15 protein-coding genes and 2 pseudogenes (1 of these 17 running past the window's edge) are annotated in these 17,447 nt (G+C 67.5%); 14 read left to right on the top strand and 3 right to left on the bottom strand.

Going from position 1 to position 17,447, the window contains the following annotated elements:
- The 3 genes and pseudogenes from pafA to D472_RS0112815 all read left to right on the top strand — a co-directional run.
- Window positions 1-1,010, top strand: a pseudogene (gene pafA / locus D472_RS26745) (Pup--protein ligase); it begins 332 nt to the left of the window's first position.
- A 173-nt stretch (window positions 1,011-1,183) separates the two neighbouring features.
- Window positions 1,184-2,281 carry an FKBP-type peptidyl-prolyl cis-trans isomerase gene (locus tag D472_RS0112820; protein WP_193373462.1) on the top strand — a complete coding sequence of 366 codons (1,098 nt, stop codon included), beginning with the start codon at window positions 1,184-1,186 and terminating at the stop codon, window positions 2,279-2,281.
- A 193-nt stretch (window positions 2,282-2,474) separates the two neighbouring features.
- Window positions 2,475-3,512, top strand: coding sequence for a methionyl-tRNA formyltransferase (locus D472_RS0112815; protein WP_017604885.1), 1,038 nt, complete (start codon window positions 2,475-2,477; stop codon window positions 3,510-3,512).
- Between the two features lie 211 nt (window positions 3,513-3,723).
- On the opposite strand, the pseudogene D472_RS29515 reads toward D472_RS0112815, so the two are convergent.
- Window positions 3,724-3,983: pseudogene (locus D472_RS29515) on the bottom strand (DUF3866 family protein); the annotation flags it as partial.
- Window positions 3,984-4,079: 96 nt separating this feature from the next.
- Here D472_RS29515 and D472_RS0112805 point away from each other — a divergent pair.
- From D472_RS0112805 to D472_RS29400, 11 genes are all read left to right on the top strand, one after another.
- Window positions 4,080-6,125 (top strand): helix-turn-helix transcriptional regulator, encoded by a 2,046-nt coding sequence (locus tag D472_RS0112805; RefSeq protein ID WP_017604883.1) that lies wholly within the window; start codon window positions 4,080-4,082, stop codon window positions 6,123-6,125.
- Between the two features lie 59 nt (window positions 6,126-6,184).
- Window positions 6,185-6,367 (top strand): hypothetical protein, encoded by a 183-nt coding sequence (locus D472_RS0112800; RefSeq protein WP_017604882.1) that lies wholly within the window; start codon window positions 6,185-6,187, stop codon window positions 6,365-6,367.
- 66 nt (window positions 6,368-6,433) lie between these two features.
- Entirely contained in the window at window positions 6,434-6,754 is a 321-nt protein-coding gene (tatA, locus tag D472_RS0112795) for a Sec-independent protein translocase subunit TatA (RefSeq protein WP_017604881.1), read from the top strand.
- 142 nt (window positions 6,755-6,896) lie between these two features.
- Window positions 6,897-7,736, top strand: a complete 840-nt coding sequence (gene tatC, locus D472_RS0112790) for a twin-arginine translocase subunit TatC (RefSeq protein WP_017604880.1) — start codon at window positions 6,897-6,899, stop codon at window positions 7,734-7,736.
- A 152-nt stretch (window positions 7,737-7,888) separates the two neighbouring features.
- Window positions 7,889-8,314: a DUF397 domain-containing protein gene (locus D472_RS0112785; protein ID WP_017604879.1), complete on the top strand. Its 426-nt coding sequence runs from the start codon at window positions 7,889-7,891 to the stop codon at window positions 8,312-8,314.
- Between the two features lie 89 nt (window positions 8,315-8,403).
- On the top strand, window positions 8,404-9,300 hold the full coding sequence (locus tag D472_RS0112780) for a diacylglycerol/lipid kinase family protein (protein WP_017604878.1): 897 nt from the start codon (window positions 8,404-8,406) through the stop codon (window positions 9,298-9,300).
- Between the two features lie 11 nt (window positions 9,301-9,311).
- Window positions 9,312-12,158, top strand: coding sequence for a DEAD/DEAH box helicase (locus tag D472_RS0112775; RefSeq protein WP_017604877.1), 2,847 nt, complete (start codon window positions 9,312-9,314; stop codon window positions 12,156-12,158).
- A gap of 210 nt (window positions 12,159-12,368) precedes the next feature.
- Window positions 12,369-12,773: an aspartate 1-decarboxylase gene (gene panD / locus D472_RS0112770; RefSeq protein ID WP_017604876.1), complete on the top strand. Its 405-nt coding sequence runs from the start codon at window positions 12,369-12,371 to the stop codon at window positions 12,771-12,773.
- A 129-nt stretch (window positions 12,774-12,902) separates the two neighbouring features.
- Window positions 12,903-13,142 (top strand): hypothetical protein, encoded by a 240-nt coding sequence (locus D472_RS0112765; protein WP_193373461.1) that lies wholly within the window; start codon window positions 12,903-12,905, stop codon window positions 13,140-13,142.
- A 78-nt stretch (window positions 13,143-13,220) separates the two neighbouring features.
- The gene (locus D472_RS0112760) at window positions 13,221-14,477 is read left to right on the top strand and encodes an MFS transporter (RefSeq protein WP_017604874.1); all 1,257 of its coding nucleotides are present in this window, start codon (window positions 13,221-13,223) and stop codon (window positions 14,475-14,477) included.
- Window positions 14,478-14,613: 136 nt separating this feature from the next.
- Window positions 14,614-15,282: a hypothetical protein gene (locus tag D472_RS29400; protein WP_338036518.1), complete on the top strand. Its 669-nt coding sequence runs from the start codon at window positions 14,614-14,616 to the stop codon at window positions 15,280-15,282.
- Between the two features lie 81 nt (window positions 15,283-15,363).
- On the opposite strand, the gene D472_RS0112750 is transcribed toward D472_RS29400, so the two are convergent.
- Both D472_RS0112750 and D472_RS0112745 read right to left on the bottom strand, forming a co-directional pair.
- Entirely contained in the window at window positions 15,364-16,224 is an 861-nt protein-coding gene (locus tag D472_RS0112750; RefSeq protein WP_017604873.1) for a (2Fe-2S)-binding protein, read from the bottom strand.
- A 582-nt stretch (window positions 16,225-16,806) separates the two neighbouring features.
- Window positions 16,807-17,447 (bottom strand): JmjC domain-containing protein (locus D472_RS0112745; protein WP_017604872.1); only part of this gene is annotated, 641 nt, incomplete at its 5' end.

Below are 17,447 nucleotides of genomic sequence, written 5' to 3'. Positions count from 1 at the left end.
GTAACTCCTACGGCTGCCACGAGAACTATCTCGTGGGCCGGCACGGAGAGTTCGGACGTCTGGCCGACGTCTTGATCCCCTTCCTCGTCACCCGCCAGATCATCAGCGGTGCCGGCAAGGTCCTACAGACTCCTCGGGGGGCCCTGTACTGCGTCAGCCAGCGGGCCGAACACATCTGGGAAGGCGTCTCCTCGGCCACCACCCGCTCACGCCCCATCATCAACACCCGTGATGAGCCGCACGCCGACGCCGAGCGGTTCCGGCGCCTGCACGTCATCGTGGGTGACTCCAACATGAGTGAGACCACCACCCTGCTCAAGTTGGGCTCCACCGACCTGGTGCTGCGCATGATCGAGGCCGGCGTGGTCATGCGCGACTACACCCTGGAGAACCCCATCCGGGCGATCCGCGAGATCAGCCACGACATGACCGGGCGGCGCAAGGTGCGCCTGGCCAACGGTCGTGAGGCCAGTGCCCTGGACATCCAGCGCGAGTACCTGGAGAAGGTACAGGGTTACGTGGACCGTCACGGCGTCGATGACGTGGGCAAGCGCGTTCTGGAGTTGTGGCAGCGCACCCTGGAGGCGGTGGAGACCCAGAACCTGGAGTTGGTGTCCCGAGAGATCGACTGGGTCGCCAAGTACCTGCTGCTGGAGCGTTACCGGGCCAAGCACGACCTGTCGCTGTCCTCTCCACGGGTGGCCCAGCTGGACCTGACCTACCACGACATCCATCGTGACCGTGGCCTGTTCTACCTGATGCAGAACCGTGGTCAGATGGACCGGGTGGTGGGTGACCTGAAGATCTTCGAGGCCAAGTCGGTGCCCCCGCAGACCACACGGGCACGCCTGCGCGGTGAGTTCATTCGCCGCGCTCAGGAGCAGCGCCGGGACTTCACCGTGGACTGGGTGCACCTCAAGCTCAACGACCAGGCTCAACGCACCGTGCTGTGCAAGGACCCGTTCAAGTCCGTGGACGAGCGGGTGGAGAAGTTGATCGCCGGTATGTGAACCGTGGCGACGCCGAACCCTTCGGCGTGGCCCCCGTCGGGTGGTGCGCGGTATGGCCGCGACCCGAACCGCCCGACGGGGGCTGTCGCTTTCGGGGGGTTCCAAGGGGTGGCCGAACGTGTGCTTTTCGGTAGTGTGACCATGTCCTGAGCCGGAAATCAAAGGTTGTGACCATGCACCGACGTGCCGCCGCCCTCGCGGTGCCACTGACCGCCATCGCGTTGGCGGTCTCAAGCTGCGGATCCATCCCCGAGGAGTGGAAGACTCCCGCCTTCCTGCGGATGAACTCGGAGGAGTTGGACCCGAGGCTTCCCGATGTCACCGGAGAGGTCGGTGAAGAACCCCAGATCACCTTCCCCGATGACGAGCCGCCGGACGAGGAGATCTCCGGCATCGTCAGCAAGGGATCCGGTGAAGACATCCTCTTGGGCGCGGACGACCTTCTGATCGCCAACGTCGTCCAGTACCAGTGGACGGGCCCGGGTGAGGGCGAGCAGATGGAGGGCCAGTCCAGTTACGAGGCGGGTGCCCCCGACCTGATCCCCATGGCCGAGATGCCGGAATACATCACCGACACCCTGGTCAGTCAGCCGTTGGGCAGCCGGGCCGTGTACGTGTTCCCGCCGCTGTCGCAGGAGGAACAGGAGCAGGCCCAGGCGATGGGCCAGGAGGCCCCCCAGGGTGCCAGTGTCCTGGTCATCGATTTGATGGAACGCTACAGCCAGGGCGCGGTCGTGCCGGGCGAACAGACCACCGACGGCGGTGACGGCCTGCCCACCGTCACCCAGGACGGGCACAGCCAACCCGAGATCGAGATTCCCGACACCGACGCACCCGAGGACCTGGAGGTCGTCCCCCTCATCGAGGGGAAGGGCGCCGAGGTCGAACAGGGACAACAGGTCATCGTCCAGTACACGGGTGTGCGCTGGGAGGCCGATGACAACGGAAACCGGGAGGTCTTCGACTCCACGTGGAGTCGTGGTGGCGCCCCGTTCGACACCGTCATCGGTGACGGAGCGGTGATCGAGGGCTGGGACGAGGGCATCGTCGGCTCCAAGGTCGGTGACCGTCTGTTGTTGGTCGTGCCCGGTGACATGGCCTATGGCCAGACCGAGGAGGAGGCGGGGGGCGGTCCCGTGGGCACCCTGGTCTTCGTGGTCGACGTCTTGGGTGCCTATGACAACCCGCCGCCGCCCGAACCCGAGGAGGCCGAAGAAGCCGAGGAGGCCGAGGAGGCCGAGGCTTCTGAGGACGAGGAGACCGAGGAGTAGTCCGCCTTCCGGAGCGGTTCCGGCTTCTTCGAGCTCGTGCTTCGCCCCCGTCACTTACTCGATAGGTGGTGGGGGCGAACGTATGCCCGGAGTACGCGGGCCGGGTGACACGCGCGAGAGACGACCCTGCGTCGGCGTGGCGCCCCGGGTGCGTAAAGTCGTCACCCAGGGTGATAAAGGGAGAGGGGGAGGCATGCCGGACCGACGGCGGTACTGCTACGTATCGGGTCTGCGCCTGGGGATCCCGGCGCTGGAGGAACTCTGTGCCCAGGGAAGACCACCGAGTCTGGTGATCTCCTACTCTCCGGAGTTGGCGCACTGCTGCGGCTACGTCGACTATGAGGAGATCACCCGCCGTCACGACCTGCCGCATCTACATGCCACCGACGTCAACGAGGACCAGGTCCGCGACGCCCTGGCCGCGCACCGCATCGACCTGATGGTCGTGGCCGGTTGGTCGCAGCCGATCCACGAACAGGTCCTGGCGTCGTTGCCGTTGGGCGGAGTGGGCCTGCATCCCGCTCCACTACCGGTGGGACGCGGTCGCTCCCCCATTCCTTGGACGATCCTGCGCGACATGCGCACCAGTGCCGTCAGCCTGTACCACCTGTCCCGCACGCCCCAGGCCGGGGACATCGTGGATCGGCTCCGCTTCGACCTGCCCCCCGACATCACCGCCACCGGCCTGTACGAACAGGTGTCCCACCTACAGTCCGAACTGATCGTGCGTAACCTGGACGCCCTGCTGGAGGGGCGGGCCCCCCGGAGCCCTCAGACCGGTCACGTCTCGGTCTGGCCCCGACGCCGCCCCAGTGACGGGCACCTGGACCTGACCGCGGCCGGACGCGACGTGGACCGTATGGTGCGTGCCCTGGCCGCTCCCTACCCGGGCGCGTTCGCGATGTTCGGCGGGGCGCGCATCACCTTCCGTTCCGGAACGTTGTCGACGGAGATCGAGGGGGGTGCCCCCGGGCAGATCGTCGCCGCCGGTTCTGGTCGTGAATGGGGCGTGACCTGTGGGGACGGCAGCGTGTTCGTTCCCGACGCGGTGAGCGTGGACGAGGGGGTGGCGGCCGCTCCCGCTTCCCTGGCCATGTTCCGTCCGGGCCGGTACTTCGACGAACCCTCCGAACACATGCTCGCCGCCACTCGACGCGCTCCCATCCCCGGTAACGGCGACGCCGAACATCGGCGTCCCGCCTCCCGGTTGCAGGGCGGCGTCGAACTCTGAGTGGCCGCCGACGCCCGGCTCAGAGGCACATGAGGGTGGCGGCGTGGCGCCCGGCCGCGGTCGAACTCGAAACGCCGCGGGTTCCTCCTTCGACCCCTGGGCCCCAATCTCCGCCAGGGTGTGGCCAGAGCCCGGCGGCCAGTCCTGGTCGCGTACCCGTTCACCGAACGAGCGAGCACCCAACGCCGCGGGTGGTGCGCCACCGTCGAGCATCAGCGGGTGGGCGATCGGGCACGGCCACCACCAGCGCGTATCCACCGGTGCCCGGATCAAGGCCCAAGGCGCCCGTGTTGAGCAGTACGCTGTCATCCACCTCGGGTGTTCCGGCCAGGTCCGTCATGGGCCAACGCACGACAGGTCGAAAGGGTGCGGTTCGTCCACGCCGTCTCCGGCCAGAGCGATCGAACACAGACGCACCCCTGGCCGCGAAGACCGAAGTCGACGGACTTCATCGTGACGCCACCGGATCATGGTCGGGGCGGTACCGTCGGATTCGAACCGAAGGTGGGAGGACGCGCCATCGCGGCCCCGCCCGGTCGACCATCACAGGGCGAAGGAGTGGCGACGATGTCGCGCAGGAAGACCGAACGGCAACTCAACCTGGTCATCTGCCTGTTGTCCACCCGGCGTCATCTGACGGCCCAAGAGATCCGGACGACGGTTCAGGGCTACGCGGAGGCCGAGACCGAGTCGGCGTTCAAGCGCATGTTCGAGAGGGACAAGCGTGAACTCCGTGATAGCGGTATCCCGATCCAGGTGGGCACGGGCGACGCCTTCAGTGGTGAGGAGGGCTATCGCATCTCACGTTCGGACTATGAGTTGGCCGAGATCGAGTTGCTGCCGGACGAGGCAGTGGTTCTGGGACTGGCCGCCCGCGCCTGGCGACACGCTTCCCTGGGAGAAGCGGCCGCCAACGCCCTGTTCAAGCTGCGTTCGGCCGGCGTGCCGGTGGACGCCGAGGCCGCGCCCGGGCTGACTCCGGCCATGCGTACCGACGAACCCGCCTTCGGTCCCGTTTGGCAGGCGGTTCGCGACCGTCGTCCCGTGGCCTTCGACTACCGTAAGCCGGGCCGATCCCGGGCCGAACGTCGTGAGGTCGAGCCCTGGGGCATCGTCAACCAGCGAGGCCACTGGTACCTGGTCGGACACGATCGACTGCGTGAGGCTCGGCGGGTCTTCCGGCTCGGCCGCATCCAGGGCCAGGTGACCGTGGTGCGCACCGGCCCCGAGATTCGCGTGCCCGAGGGGGTGGACCTGCGCTCGGTGGTCTCTCAGCAGCAGGCCGAACCCGAACACGCCGCCACGGTGCGGGTACTCACCGACTCCGCGCACGCCCTGCGGCGTAGCGCCCTGCGAGTGGTACCGGGCGAGCGTGAAGGCACCGAACAGGTGTGGGACACCCTCACCCTGCCCTACACCGATATCGCCGAACTGGTGGGACGGGTGGCCGCGCAGGGGGCACGCGCCGAGGTGGTCGAACCGGAGCGGGCGCGCGCCGCCGTGGTCGAGCATCTGGAGGGAGTGGTCCGGGCACCGGTGGATGAGGCCGCTCCGGTGGGTTCACCGGAGGAGGACGACGCTCCTGGGCGGGGGCCGCGTTCGGCCGACCAGCTACGCCGATTGCTCATGCTGGTCCCCTACGCGCTGGGCCGGGACGTGCGGGTGCCCGAGGTGGCCCGGCATTTCGGACTCAGTGAGAAGCAGGTGGTGTCGGACTTGAGCCTGCTGTGGATGTGCGGGCTGCCCGGCTACACACCCGGTGACCTCATCGACGTGGACTTGGACGCGGCCAAGGAGACCGGTGAGATCATCATCGGTAACGCCGACACCCTGGCCCAGCCGCTGCGGTTGACGGCGGACGAGGCGGCCAGCCTGGTGGTGGGGTTGTCTTTGCTGGAGGCACTGCCTCGGGCCCAAGGGGTGGAGGACGGTGCCCTCGAACGAGTGGGGGAGAAGCTGCGCGGCGCCGCGGGGACGGCCGTGGAAGCCTTGGCCGACGCGGTTCAGGTGCGGGTGGAGATGGACGACCAGGTGGCTCGGACCCACCGTCGTTGCTCGCAGGCCTTGGAGACCGGACAGCGGTTGCACCTGCGTTACCTATCGGGGTACCTGGATCAGGTGACCGAACGCGACGTGGATCCGATGGGGCTGGTGGTCCAGGACGGCAAGCCGTTCTTGGAGGGGTACTGTCACCTGCGCGAGGACGTGCGCCTGTTCCGGTTGGACCGAGTGCTGGAGTTGACGGTGTTGCCCTACGAGGCCCAAGTGCCCGAGGGGGTGGGGCGCCGTGACCTCTCCGAGGGGGTGTTCCAGCGTTCGGAGCGCGACGCCCTGATCACTTTGGACCTGGCGCCTTCGGCGCGCTGGGTCACCGAGGACTACGTGTGCGAGTCGGTCACCGAATTGGCCGATGGTGGGGTTCGTGCGACCTTGCGCACCCCGGCGCCGGCGTGGGTGGCCAGGCTCGTGTTGTCCCTGGGGCCGAAGGGACGGGTGGTCTCGCCCGCGAGCTTGGCCCAGGAGGTTCGTGCGGAGGCCGAGCGAGCGTTGAAGCGTTACGGGGCAGGCCAAACCTCTTCCGAATTGGTCGAGACCAATTCGACGCACGGGTGACGCCCAGCTGTTCATCGGGTCCGGAGTGTAGGTCGTCCGGAAAGGGATATGGTGAGAACGTGATCGCCCTCGCTGTCCTTTTCGGCATGATTCTGGCCGGACTGTACGTCGTCGGCTCCCTCACGGTGAGGGCCCGGCGTCAGGCCTGCGCGCTGTCCGAAAAGGTGACATGGGCGGTGGGCGGGTACCAGGCGTGTAGCGCTGACCTGCGTGAGCGTGTCCGAGGTGAGGATCCGCGGTGAAGGCCCTCCCAACGGAAGCGCGTACCATCGAAGGCGCTTGGCCGCGCCCCACAGAGAGGTAGAACCATGGGACCGTTCAACGGACCTACCATCGCCATCCTGGTGATCCTGGCCATTTTGCTGTTCGGAGCCAAGAAGCTCCCGGACCTGGCCCGTTCCCTGGGGCGTAGCGCTCGCATCCTCAAGGCCGAGAGCAAGGGCCTGGTCGACGAGGACGAGACCAAGGACGAGTCCGACGATCGGCAGCAGGCTCAGCAGCCTCAGCAGGGCGGTCAGTACGACTCCGCCCCGCAGCAGAACCAGCAGCAGGGGTACCCCCAGCTCCCCCCGGGCCAGCGCATCGTCAACGAGTCCGGTGAACCCAGCAACCAGACCTACAACCAGTAACCGGTGCTCCGGTGAGGTGGCGCGGCGCTCTCGGGTGCCGCGCCGGACGTCTGTGGCAGACGAGTCCGCGGGGCGGACCGGATGAGAAGAGAGTGACCACACGATGAGGTCCAGAAAGCGAGCGGACAACCCGGACGCCCGGATGCCGCTCATGGACCACCTGCGCGAATTGCGCAACCGGTTGGCCAAGGTACTGCTCATCCTCGGCCTGGGTGCCGTGCTCGGGTTCGTGTTCTATGACCAGATCTGGGACTTCCTCACCGAGCCCTACTGTTCCCTGCCCGCCTCCCAGGTGGTGGAGGGCGGTGGTTGCTCCCTCATCGTCACCGGCCCCTTCGACGCCTTCTTCGTCGCCTTCAAGATCTGGTTGTTCGTCGGCGCGCTGGCCACCGCTCCGCTCTGGCTCTACCAGTTGTGGGCCTTCGTCGCCCCGGCTCTGCACGGTCGCGAGAAGAAGTACGCCTACATCTTCGCCCCGGTGGCCGGGGTCCTGTTCGTGGCCGGTGCCGCGCTGGCCTACATGATCACCTCGCTGGCCTTGCAGATGCTCTTCGGGTTCCTGCCCGAGGAGGCCGACCCCTACCTGACCATCGGTGAGTACCTCGATTACATGCTCATCATGATGGGCATGTTCGGTCTCGGCTTCGTCATGCCCTTGCTGGTGGTCCTGCTCAACCTCGTCGGGATCCTCACCCACGAGGCCATCGCCAAGTGGCGTCGTGTCATCATCTTCTGTTCCTTCTTGATCGCCGCCATCGTCACCCCCGCCGAGCCCATCTCCATGCTGGCGTTGGCCCTGCCGCTGGTGATCCTCTTCGAAATCGCCGAACTGTTCTGCTTCCTCAACGATCGACGTCGCAAGCGACTCGATCCCACATCGGAACTGGACGACGACCAGATGTCCGAACTGGACGATCAGCCCTCCGAACTGGAGGAACTGGAAGACTCCGATTCGGGCAAGGGGAGCGGCAAGGGCGACTGAGCGCACTTCGCTCAAGTGGGTGTGAGTCCCGTCCCACGCACGCTAGGGTTCGGAACGCGGGGCGGGTCCGTCGCCCCTGTGGCCGAGGTGAGCGGTTTCCACACCGATCCCCACGGCCCCTCCACCGAGAAGCGGATACGGGAAAAGTACTGATGAGCGAGCAGACCGAGGCCAAGCGGGACCTTCCGCCCGAGGCCATGGGCAACGAGAAGTGGCACGACACCACCGACGCGGTGTGGATGCGTTCCTCCCTGTCCAATCCCGATTCGGAGGCGATCGTGGAGGTCGCCGAGTTCGACGACGGTTTTCGTGCGGTGCGTGACGGCAAGTCCCCCGAGAAGGGCACCCTGTTCTTCACTCCCGCCGAGTGGGAGGCCTTCGTCTTGGGCGCGCGCGATGGGGAGTTCGACATCCCCGAGGAGTACCTCACCGAAGAGGAGATCCGGATCCAGCGTGGCCAGAGCGAGGTCGAGGCCACCTGGGTGCCCTCCCCCCTGCTCACCCCCAAGGCCCTGGCGGAGTACCATCGCCGCAGGCAAGAGGAGACCGAGAAGGGCTCCACGGACGAGGACGTCTGAACCGGCCCGCCCCGGGCGCGAGGGGTGTGGAACCTTCCCTGACCCCGTTCGACCTCGCACTCTCAGTACTGGGTAGCTAAGGACCGGCTATGTCCCCTCATGTCTGTCTTCTGGTCAATCCGGCCTCCGGTCGGCGTCGCGCCGCCGTGATCGCGGTCCGACTCAAGGAGGCCCTACGCGCGGCCGGGGCTCGTGTACACGTCTACACGGGCCGCTCGGCGGCCGACAGCCGTCGCCTGGCCCGGCTGGCCGTCTCCGACCGCCCTGACGCCCTGGTGGCGGTGGGCGGTGACGGCCTGGTCCACCAAGCCCTGCAGGGGGTGGTGGGCAGCGGCGTGCCCTTGGCGGTGGTGCCCGCCGGCAGCGGCAACGACGTCGCTCGTGCGTTCGGAGCACCCAAGGCCTCCGTCCCACGTCTGGCCCAGGCCCTCTTGGCCGGCCGCTCCCGACCCAGTGATGTGGTCCGCCTGACCTTGGCCGATGGCAGCCGACGCTACTACATGAGTGTCCTGGCCTGCGGATTCGATGCCCGAGTCAACGAACGGGTGAACAACCTCCGGTTCGGCATGGGACGTGTCGGATACCTGTACGGCATCGTCGCCGAACTGCGGACCTTCGACCCCATCGACTTCGAGATCGAGATCGACGGGCGCACCATCCGTGAGCCCGGAATGCTCGTGGCGGTGGGCAACACCGACTCCTATGGGGGCGGACTGAGGGTGTGCGCCGGAGCGCTGCCCGACGACGGACGCCTGGACGTGGTCCTGATGCGCGAGGCCTCGCGCGGCCGGTTCATTCGGCACTTCCCCCGGCTGTTGAACGGAAGCCATCTGGGGTTGGATGAGGTCCGTGTCGAACATGGCGCCACCGTGACCATCCGTGGTGCGGCCGGGGTCGCCTATGCCGATGGTGAACGTATGGGGGAGCCGACACTGGTGTGCCAGGTGGTGCCTAAAGCGGTCGAGATGTTGGATCTGACCTCATAGTCTGAAGGTCTATGAGTAGTCACGCTGAGCGGTACGCCGCCTTCCGTCGGCGACAGGGCGCTTCCAGCGCCGCCATCGAGGCCTTCCAAGGGCTCTACGGCTTCGAGTTCGACCCTTTCCAGATCCGGGCCTGTAAGGCCTTGGAGAACGGACACGGGGTGCTGGTCGCCGCACCCACCGGTTCGGGCAAGACCGTGGTCGGGGAATTCGCCGTGCACCTGGCCCTGGCCGAGGGCACCAAGTGCTTCTACACCACTCCGATCAAGGCCCTGTCCAACCAGAAGTACAACGACCTGGTCAAGCGCTACGGCTCCGAACAGGTCGGATTGCTCACCGGTGACAACAGCGTCAACGGCGAGGCGCCCGTGGTCGTGATGACCACGGAGGTGCTTCGCAACATGCTCTACGAGTCCTCGGCCACCCTGGGGGGTCTCGCCTACGTGGTCATGGACGAGGTGCACTACCTCGCCGACCGTTTCCGTGGCGCGGTCTGGGAGGAAGTGATCATCCACCTGCCCGAGTCGGTGCGCATGGTCGCTCTGTCGGCGACGGTCAGCAACGCCGAGGAGTTCGGCGAGTGGCTCCAACAGGTGCGTGGGGACACCACCGTCATCGTCGACGAGCAGCGTCCCGTGCCACTGTGGCAGCACGTCATGGTGGGCAAGCGCCTGCACGACCTGTTCGTGGACCTGGACACCGAGTCCCCCGGGGCCGGCGAGCCGGAGGAGACCGGGGGCGGGCGTGCCAGACGTAAACGTGAACGTCGCCGATCCGGGCAGCATCGACCCCGCCAGATCAGCGTGGGCGGGCAGACCCTGCACATCAACCCCTTCTTGACCAGGGCCGCCGAGGAGGACGCGCGCGCCACTCAGTTGGCCGACCGGCGCCGTCACCCGCAGACACGGGCCCGGGGCAACGTACGCCCGCGCACCCGCTTCTTCCCGCCCAGCCGTCCCATGATCATCGAGGAGTTGGACACCGAAGGGCTGCTGCCGGCCATCACCTTCATCTTCAGCCGTGCCGGATGTGACGACGCGGTGCGTCAGTGCATGGCCTCTGGCCTGGTGCTCACCACCCCGGACGAGGCCGCCTACATCCGCGAGTACGCCGAGACCCGGTGCGCCGACATCCCGCGCGCCGATCTGACCGTCTTGGGATTCGACACGTGGCTGAGCGCCTTGGAGTCGGGCATCGCCGCCCACCACGCGGGCATGCTGCCCACCTTCAAGGAGGTCGTGGAGCAGCTGTTCTCCCAAGGGCTGATTCGGGCGGTGTTCGCCACCGAGACCCTGGCTCTGGGCATCAACATGCCCGCGCGCACCGTGGTCATCGAGAAGCTCGACAAGTGGAACGGCGAGACCCACGCGATGCTCACCCCAGGTGAGTACACCCAGCTCACCGGCCGGGCCGGGCGCCGTGGTATCGACGTGGAGGGCCACGCCGTGGTCGTCTGGCAGGCAGGCACCGACCCCGAGGCCGTAGCGGGATTGGCCGGCACCCGCACCTACCCGCTCAATTCCAGTTTCCAGCCGTCCTACAACATGGCGGTCAACCTGGTGGGACAGGTGGGGCGCCAACGCAGCCGGAACATGCTGGAGGCGTCCTTCGCCCAGTTCCAGGCCGACCGTGCGGTGGTGGGGCTGGTCAAGCAGCTGCGCAAACACGAGGAGGCCCTGAAGGGATACGCCGAGGCGGCCCAGTGCCACCTGGGCGACTTCATGGAGTACGCGGGACTGCGGCGCGCTCTCGGCGATCGTGAGTCCATGCTCGCCAAGAACCGGTCCGCCCGACGCCGGGACGAGGCCTTGGAGAGCCTGGAGATGCTGCGTGTGGGCGACATCATTCGCATCCCCTCGGGACGCTACTCCGGACACGCCGTGGTCTTGGACCCGGGGCTGCGTCACGACCTTCCCGCGCCCCTGGTGCTGACCGTGGACAAACAGGTCAAGCGGATCAACTCCAGCGACTTTCCGATCCCGGTCGAACCGTCGGGACGCATGCGCATCCCGAAGTCGTTCTCGGCCCGCTCCCCTCGGTCTCGTCAGGATCTGGCCTCGTCCCTGCGCAACAAGCTCAAGGAACAGGGGACGGCGCCCACCTACGAGCGCGGTCGCAACCGAGGTGACCAGGACGACCCCGAGATCAAGCGGTTGCGTGCGGCCCTCAAGGCGCACCCCTGCCATGGCTGCGCCGAGCGTGAGGATCACGCCCGTTGGGCCGAGCGTTACATGCGCACCAAGAAGGACACCGACGCGCTGCGCCGTCGTGTGGAAGGGCGTTCGCACGTCATCTCCCGCACCTTCGATCGGGTCTGCGGAGTGCTGGAGGATCTGGACTACCTGTCCGAGGACACCGTCTCCGACGAGGGCGGGCGACTGGCCAAGATCTACTCCGAACTGGATCTGTTGGTGGCCGAGTGCCTACGCCGCGGGGTGTGGCAGGAGCTGGGTCCGGAGGAACTGGCCGCATGCGCCGCCGCCCTGGTCTACGAGTCGCGTCGAGGTGACGACGTCTTCCCGCGTGTGCCCGAAGGGCGGGTGGACGAGGCGTTGGACGAGATGATGCGCCTGTGGGGCGAGCTCAGCGAGGTGGAGTCGCGACACCGGGTGTCGTTCCTGCGCCGGCCGGACCTGGGATTCGTGTGGACCGCCCACCGGTGGGCCCGGGGAGATCGGCTGGACTCGATCTTGCGCCAGTCCGACATGACCGCGGGTGACTTCGTACGCACCGCCAAGATGCTGGTGGACATGCTCGGGCAGATCGCCGGCGCGGCCGGGGACCAGCAGGTGCGCTCCAACGCCCGCAAGGCCTCCGATCTGGTGCGCCGGGGAGTCGTGGCCTATTCGTCGCTGAATTAGTGCCCCGACCGCCACGGCACCAGTGGCTCGGCGTCCCCATCGGTTCACGGAGGGACTGGTGGGGACGGAACAACGGTTCGAATGCGTGTGTTGGCGGACATAGTGGTGCCCCGGTGGTCGAAGTAGGTCATGGGGGGCGTCATCATGGGAGACGCACGGGACCCCACGGGGCCTGTAGACCGTAAGACACCCTGAAACGAGGCTCAAGCTGTGCTGCGCACCCTCATGAACGGCAAGATCCACCGCGCCACGGTCACCCAGGCCGACCTGCACTACGTGGGTTCGGTCACCATCGACGCCGACCTGATGGACGCCGCCGACATCGTCGACGGCGAGCAGGTCCACATCGTCGACATCGACAACGGAAACCGTCTGGTCACCTACGCCCTGGTGGGGGAGCGGGGCAGCGGCGTCATCGGGATCAACGGTGCGGCCGCGCGCCTGGTCAGCCCGGGTGACCTGGTCATCATCATCGGTTACGCCCAGGTCGATGAGAAGGAGCGCGCCGAGCACGTGCAGCACATCGTGCACGTGGACCGCGACAACAAGATCATCGCGCTGGGCAACGACCCGGCCGAGCCGGTTCCCGGTAGCGACCTGGTCGCCGGTCGCTGACCTCCTCTTCCTCTGAACGCCCGTGCCCTGGCACGGGCGTTCGTTCTTCGGATCTCCCCACAAACCCGTTTAAGTGGCCGGTTCCGGCCGGATCGGTAGAACTCGGTCCCGGGTATGCCCTGGGGCGGCATGGATGATCGGGATGAGGAACGGCGCCGGATCGCCGAGCACATCGAGTGGCAGAAGCAGGGCGCGTGGGTCGTCTTCTGGGGCGTGTACACACGTCGGTTCTGGGCGTTCGCGTGCTGGCCGGTCATCCCGGAGGGTGGCGTGATCGTCGACGCGCCCGAACCCGACCCGCTCTACGCGTTGATGCGTTACCGCGAGCGTGAGCACGACTTCCTGCGTTGGCGGTACGGGCGTGACTGAGGACATGGCCGGAGGTGGTGGGCAAGGACTACCATTCGTCCGTTGAACGGACGAATCAGGGGAGTTGACCACGTGTCCATGGGGAACGTCGGGGTGCTGCCGGACCGTGCCCGCCTTCAGCGGCGTACCGTCCTGGTCCTGATGGCGGCCCAGGTCGTCGGGGGTGTCGGTATGGGCGCGATGTTGGCGGTGGGTGCGCTCATCGCCCTGGAACTGAGCGGTTCGGACGCCTGGTCGGGGATGGCCACCACCATGATCACCCTGGGAGCCGCCATCTTCGCCCTGCCCCTGGCGGCGGCTGCGGCCCGTCGTGGTCGCCGTCCCGGCCTGAGCCTGGGGTGGCTCCTGGGTGCCTTGGGTGGGCTCGTGGTCATCGCCGCCACGGTCTGGGGGATGTTCTGGCTGTTCCTGGCCGGGATGGTGCTGGTCGGTGCCGGTACGGCCACCAACCTCCAGGCCCGGCACGCCGCCGCGGACCTGGCCGATGAGAACAGCCGTGGCCGTGATCTATCGATCGTGGTGTGGGCGACCACGGTGGGTGCGGTGGTGGGGCCCAACCTCATCGGACCCACCGGTGGTCTGGCGACCGCCCTGGGCCTGAGCGACCTGTTGGGCCCGGTGTTGCTCACCACCGCCGGTTTTTTGGGTGGTGCCCTGCTCATTACGGCGCTGCTGCGTCCGGACCCGCTGCTTTTGGCCATGGCCGAACGTGAGCAGGACACGGCAGGCGAGCCCGAGGCCACGATGGTCGACGGGCTGCGCGCGATCGTCCGTAGTCCGGTGGCGGCCCTGGCGGTGGTGGGGATCGTCTCCGGTCACATGGTGATGGTCGGGGTCATGACGATGACACCCGTGCACATGACCCACCACGGGTCGGCGCTCACGGTCGTCGGGTTGACGATCTCCCTGCACATCGCCGGTATGTACGCGCTCTCTCCGGTGGTGGGTTGGCTCGCCGACCGTTTCGGTCGGATTCCGATGTTGCTGGTGGGCCAAGGGGTGCTGGTGGCGGCCACCGCTCTGTCGGCCGTGGCCGGAGGCGACGAGTTCTTGGTGACCGTGGGCCTGGTCCTGTTGGGACTGGGTTGGTCCTTCGCACTGGTCTCGGGCAGTGCGCTGTTGGCCGAGTCACTTCAGACCGGGGTACGTGCGCGGGCCCAGGGGGTCAGCGATCTGGTGATGAATCTGGGCGGTGCGTCCGCCGGCGCCCTGTCCGGGGTGCTGCTGGCCATGGTCGGATTCGCCGGGCTCAACCTGTTCGCCGCCCTGTTCACGATTCCGGTGTTCGTACTCGCGATCCGGTCCCTGCTCACCAGGCGGAGCGTGGTCGGGTAAAGACAACCGCTCCTTTATCGTAAAACGCCCGGCGAACTTCCCGTCCGCGAGCCCGATCCCGGTTATGGTGCGATTCCGAGACAGCCACCGAAACGCGCCGGTGGGTCGGCCTTCGCGGGACGAAGAGGTGTTCTCAGTGAGTGAGCGGGAGCCCGAGAATGGGGCCGGGGAGCGACCAGGTCGGGACCCGGTGAACCACCACCCACCGGAGGAGTGGCGTCCCGGGGACCGGGGGGACCCGATGGAGGGCGGCCCCCGACCCCCAGGGGAGCCACCGCACGGGTCACCACCTGGCGGGACCGGTGATCCGCCGGCCTACGGTGGAGCGGCACCCGAACCGGAGCGCTCCTCGGAACGGCCCCCGAGGGAGGAAGAGCCCTCGATCGAGGGGACCGAGGCCGGGTCGACGGCTGTCGGTGGCACACCGAACGACAGGCCCTTCGGTGGTGAGGGGGAGCTCTCCGAGGGGCCCAGCGGGCCCGGAGGGGCGGGAGCCGAGAACACCGGGTACGCCCCGGGCTACGGTGACTATCCGAGTGGGCCCGTCCACTACGGTGGCCCCGGCGGCTACGCGGGCTCGGGTGGATACGGTGGCCCCGGGCACGCGCCGGAAGCCTCACCGGCGCCCAGGCCTACGCCTTGGGGCAAGATTCTCGGAATCGGTTGCGGTGTGCTGCTCCTACTGCTCTTGGTCCTGGGTGGGGTGGCGACGGTGATGTTCTTCATGGCCGGAACCGAGGCCACGGCGAGCGTTGGACCGATGCACACCCTGGTCGAGTGGTCCCGAGCGATCGAGTCCATGTGACCGTGCGCGCACAGAGGAGACCCCAGGAAGAGCAAGGCCCGATTCCGGTGGACGGGAACAGGCGGTGGTTCCCGGGGTCGGTCAGGGCGCCAGCGCGGGGTCGCGGAGCCACTCCGACAGGTCCTCTTGGCGTTCGCTGTCGCACTTGAGCGGACAGGTCGTGCAGTATCCGTGTTCCGGGTCGCCCTTGTAGTCGAAGCAGCAGGTGCCTCGGACGGCCCAAGTGCCGCGGGGGTGTTTCGGGGCGAAGGGGAACAGACGTGGGCGTTTACGGGTGATGGCGCCCGCGGCGATCAGTGCGTCTCCCAGCCGGGTGGCCAGCCCCCAAGCCTCTTCGGCGTCCCGCCCCAGGTAACGGGCGGGGTTGAGCATGTAGAAGTGCAGGGTGTCCAGAACCCATCCCCACAGGGTGCGCTTGCCCGCTCGTGAGTGCGCGTGCAGGGCCTCGATGAGCGGTTCCAAGGTGGCGAACAGGGCTTGGGCCGTCAGTCTCAGCTGTTCGTCCTCATCAAAGGCCACCACGGTGTCGGGGTGCTCGGAAGCCGGGTCGTCGGCCAGGACCACGGTGCGGGCGTCGACCACGATCGGGGTGCCGAAGCGCGCTCGGACGGTGTCCCAGGGCAGCCGGAGCGTGTCCGGGGTGAGCAGTGGAGCGCGGCCGGTCAGGTACAGCGAGGAAGCCACCAGGAAGATGGGTTCGCGCAGAGTGACCCGGAGGAAGTTGGTGGCGGCCGGAAGCCGGTGTCCGGGACCGTGCTCGGTCTGGAGTTTGTCGAACAGGACGGGCAGCCAACCATCACCGCTCAGGGAGGTGACACTGTGACACTGGACGTCGCCGAAGGGGCGCCGACGAAGTTCGGCGGAACCGAGGAGTTCGGGCAGGGGTGCGAACTTGAGTTCCTCGCAGACGGCACGGAGCGCGTCGAGCGGATCTGGTGTCACCGTGGAACCTGCCCTTCGCTTGGGTGCCGTGCTCGGAGTGGTCGAGCCGGAGTGACCGAGGCTGTAGGGATCGTTGAGGAACGAGTGAACCCGCGCCTGTTAAGTGAGGCTACCCTAACGAACCTGGGAGGTGCAATCACCGGAGGTGCCGATTTCCCTTATGCCGGCTTTCTTCCCCCAGGTCAGAGGTCCGAATCCGAGCGGGTCGAGGACTGCCGGCTTCAGCGATGGAGAGCGCGAAGCGGTGCGGGGTCGGTGATGCGTACACGGCGAACAGAGTCACCGGGGTCGCCACGGTCAGGGCCTGACGACCTCGGCGCGTTCGGCGTCGGGCCGCGAAAAGGTGGCCGGCACACAGGCGGTGGTGGTCGTGTCGGTGCGGTCGGGGTCCCCTTCCGGAGGAGGACGTCGATTCCTGGAGCCCTGGCCTGGCGAGCTTCGCCGAAGAGCTCGATTTCGGCATCGATCGGGTTCTCGGCGGGAGCGAGGCCTACGTGTGCTCTCGCGACGGCACGGACGATCGAGCCTGTTGGCGGGGGAGCGCCGTGCTCGCCCCGAACACGGCGCTCCCTTGCCCGGGGATCAGCGCACCAGGACCAGGTGGTGACGGCTGAGCGCGGCCACGACCCGGGCACATACCTCCACTCCCACACCGGCGTGTTCGGCCAATTCCGCCACCGTCAGTGAACGGTGCTCGGCGATCGCACTCACCACCGGTTCGGTCATCGCCGGAAGTCGGTAGCGCTTGCCCGCCACCGTGATCGTCACCTTGTCGCCCTCGTGTTCGATGGGCGGGGGAAGGATCGGCACGAACTCCACTCGGGCCCCGGCCGGCGGTGTCGCATCCTCCACCGGCCAGGGAAGCGTGAACGAGGTACGGCGCGCGAAGCGCGCGTCACGTTCGGCCAAGAACGCGTCCAAATCCGCATCCTCGGCCGCCTCCACCAGCCGCGACACCAGTTCGTGCCAATGCTTGTGGCGCGTGTCCGCGTCGGCGAAACGTGGCAGGTCCCGCCGGAAGGACTCCTCCTCGAAGAGCCGGCGCACCAACGCCTCGGCCCAGTCGATGCCGGTCGCCCGGGTGAACCCGAACGTCAGGTGCATGCTCATCTCACCGTTGCCGGTAACCGTGTGCCACCACCCCCGGGGCACGTGGATCACCTGCCCCGGTCGCAACACGCCCTCCCACACCTGTCGTAGTCCGCCTTCGGTGTTCCGGGCGG

Origin of the sequence: Nocardiopsis alkaliphila YIM 80379 (assembly GCF_000341005.1) — a bacterium.
GTDB classification, from domain to species: domain Bacteria; phylum Actinomycetota; class Actinomycetes; order Streptosporangiales; family Streptosporangiaceae; genus Nocardiopsis; species Nocardiopsis alkaliphila.
Note: the sequence above shows the minus strand (reverse complement) of the source record. Positions and strands in the feature narration are given on the sequence as shown.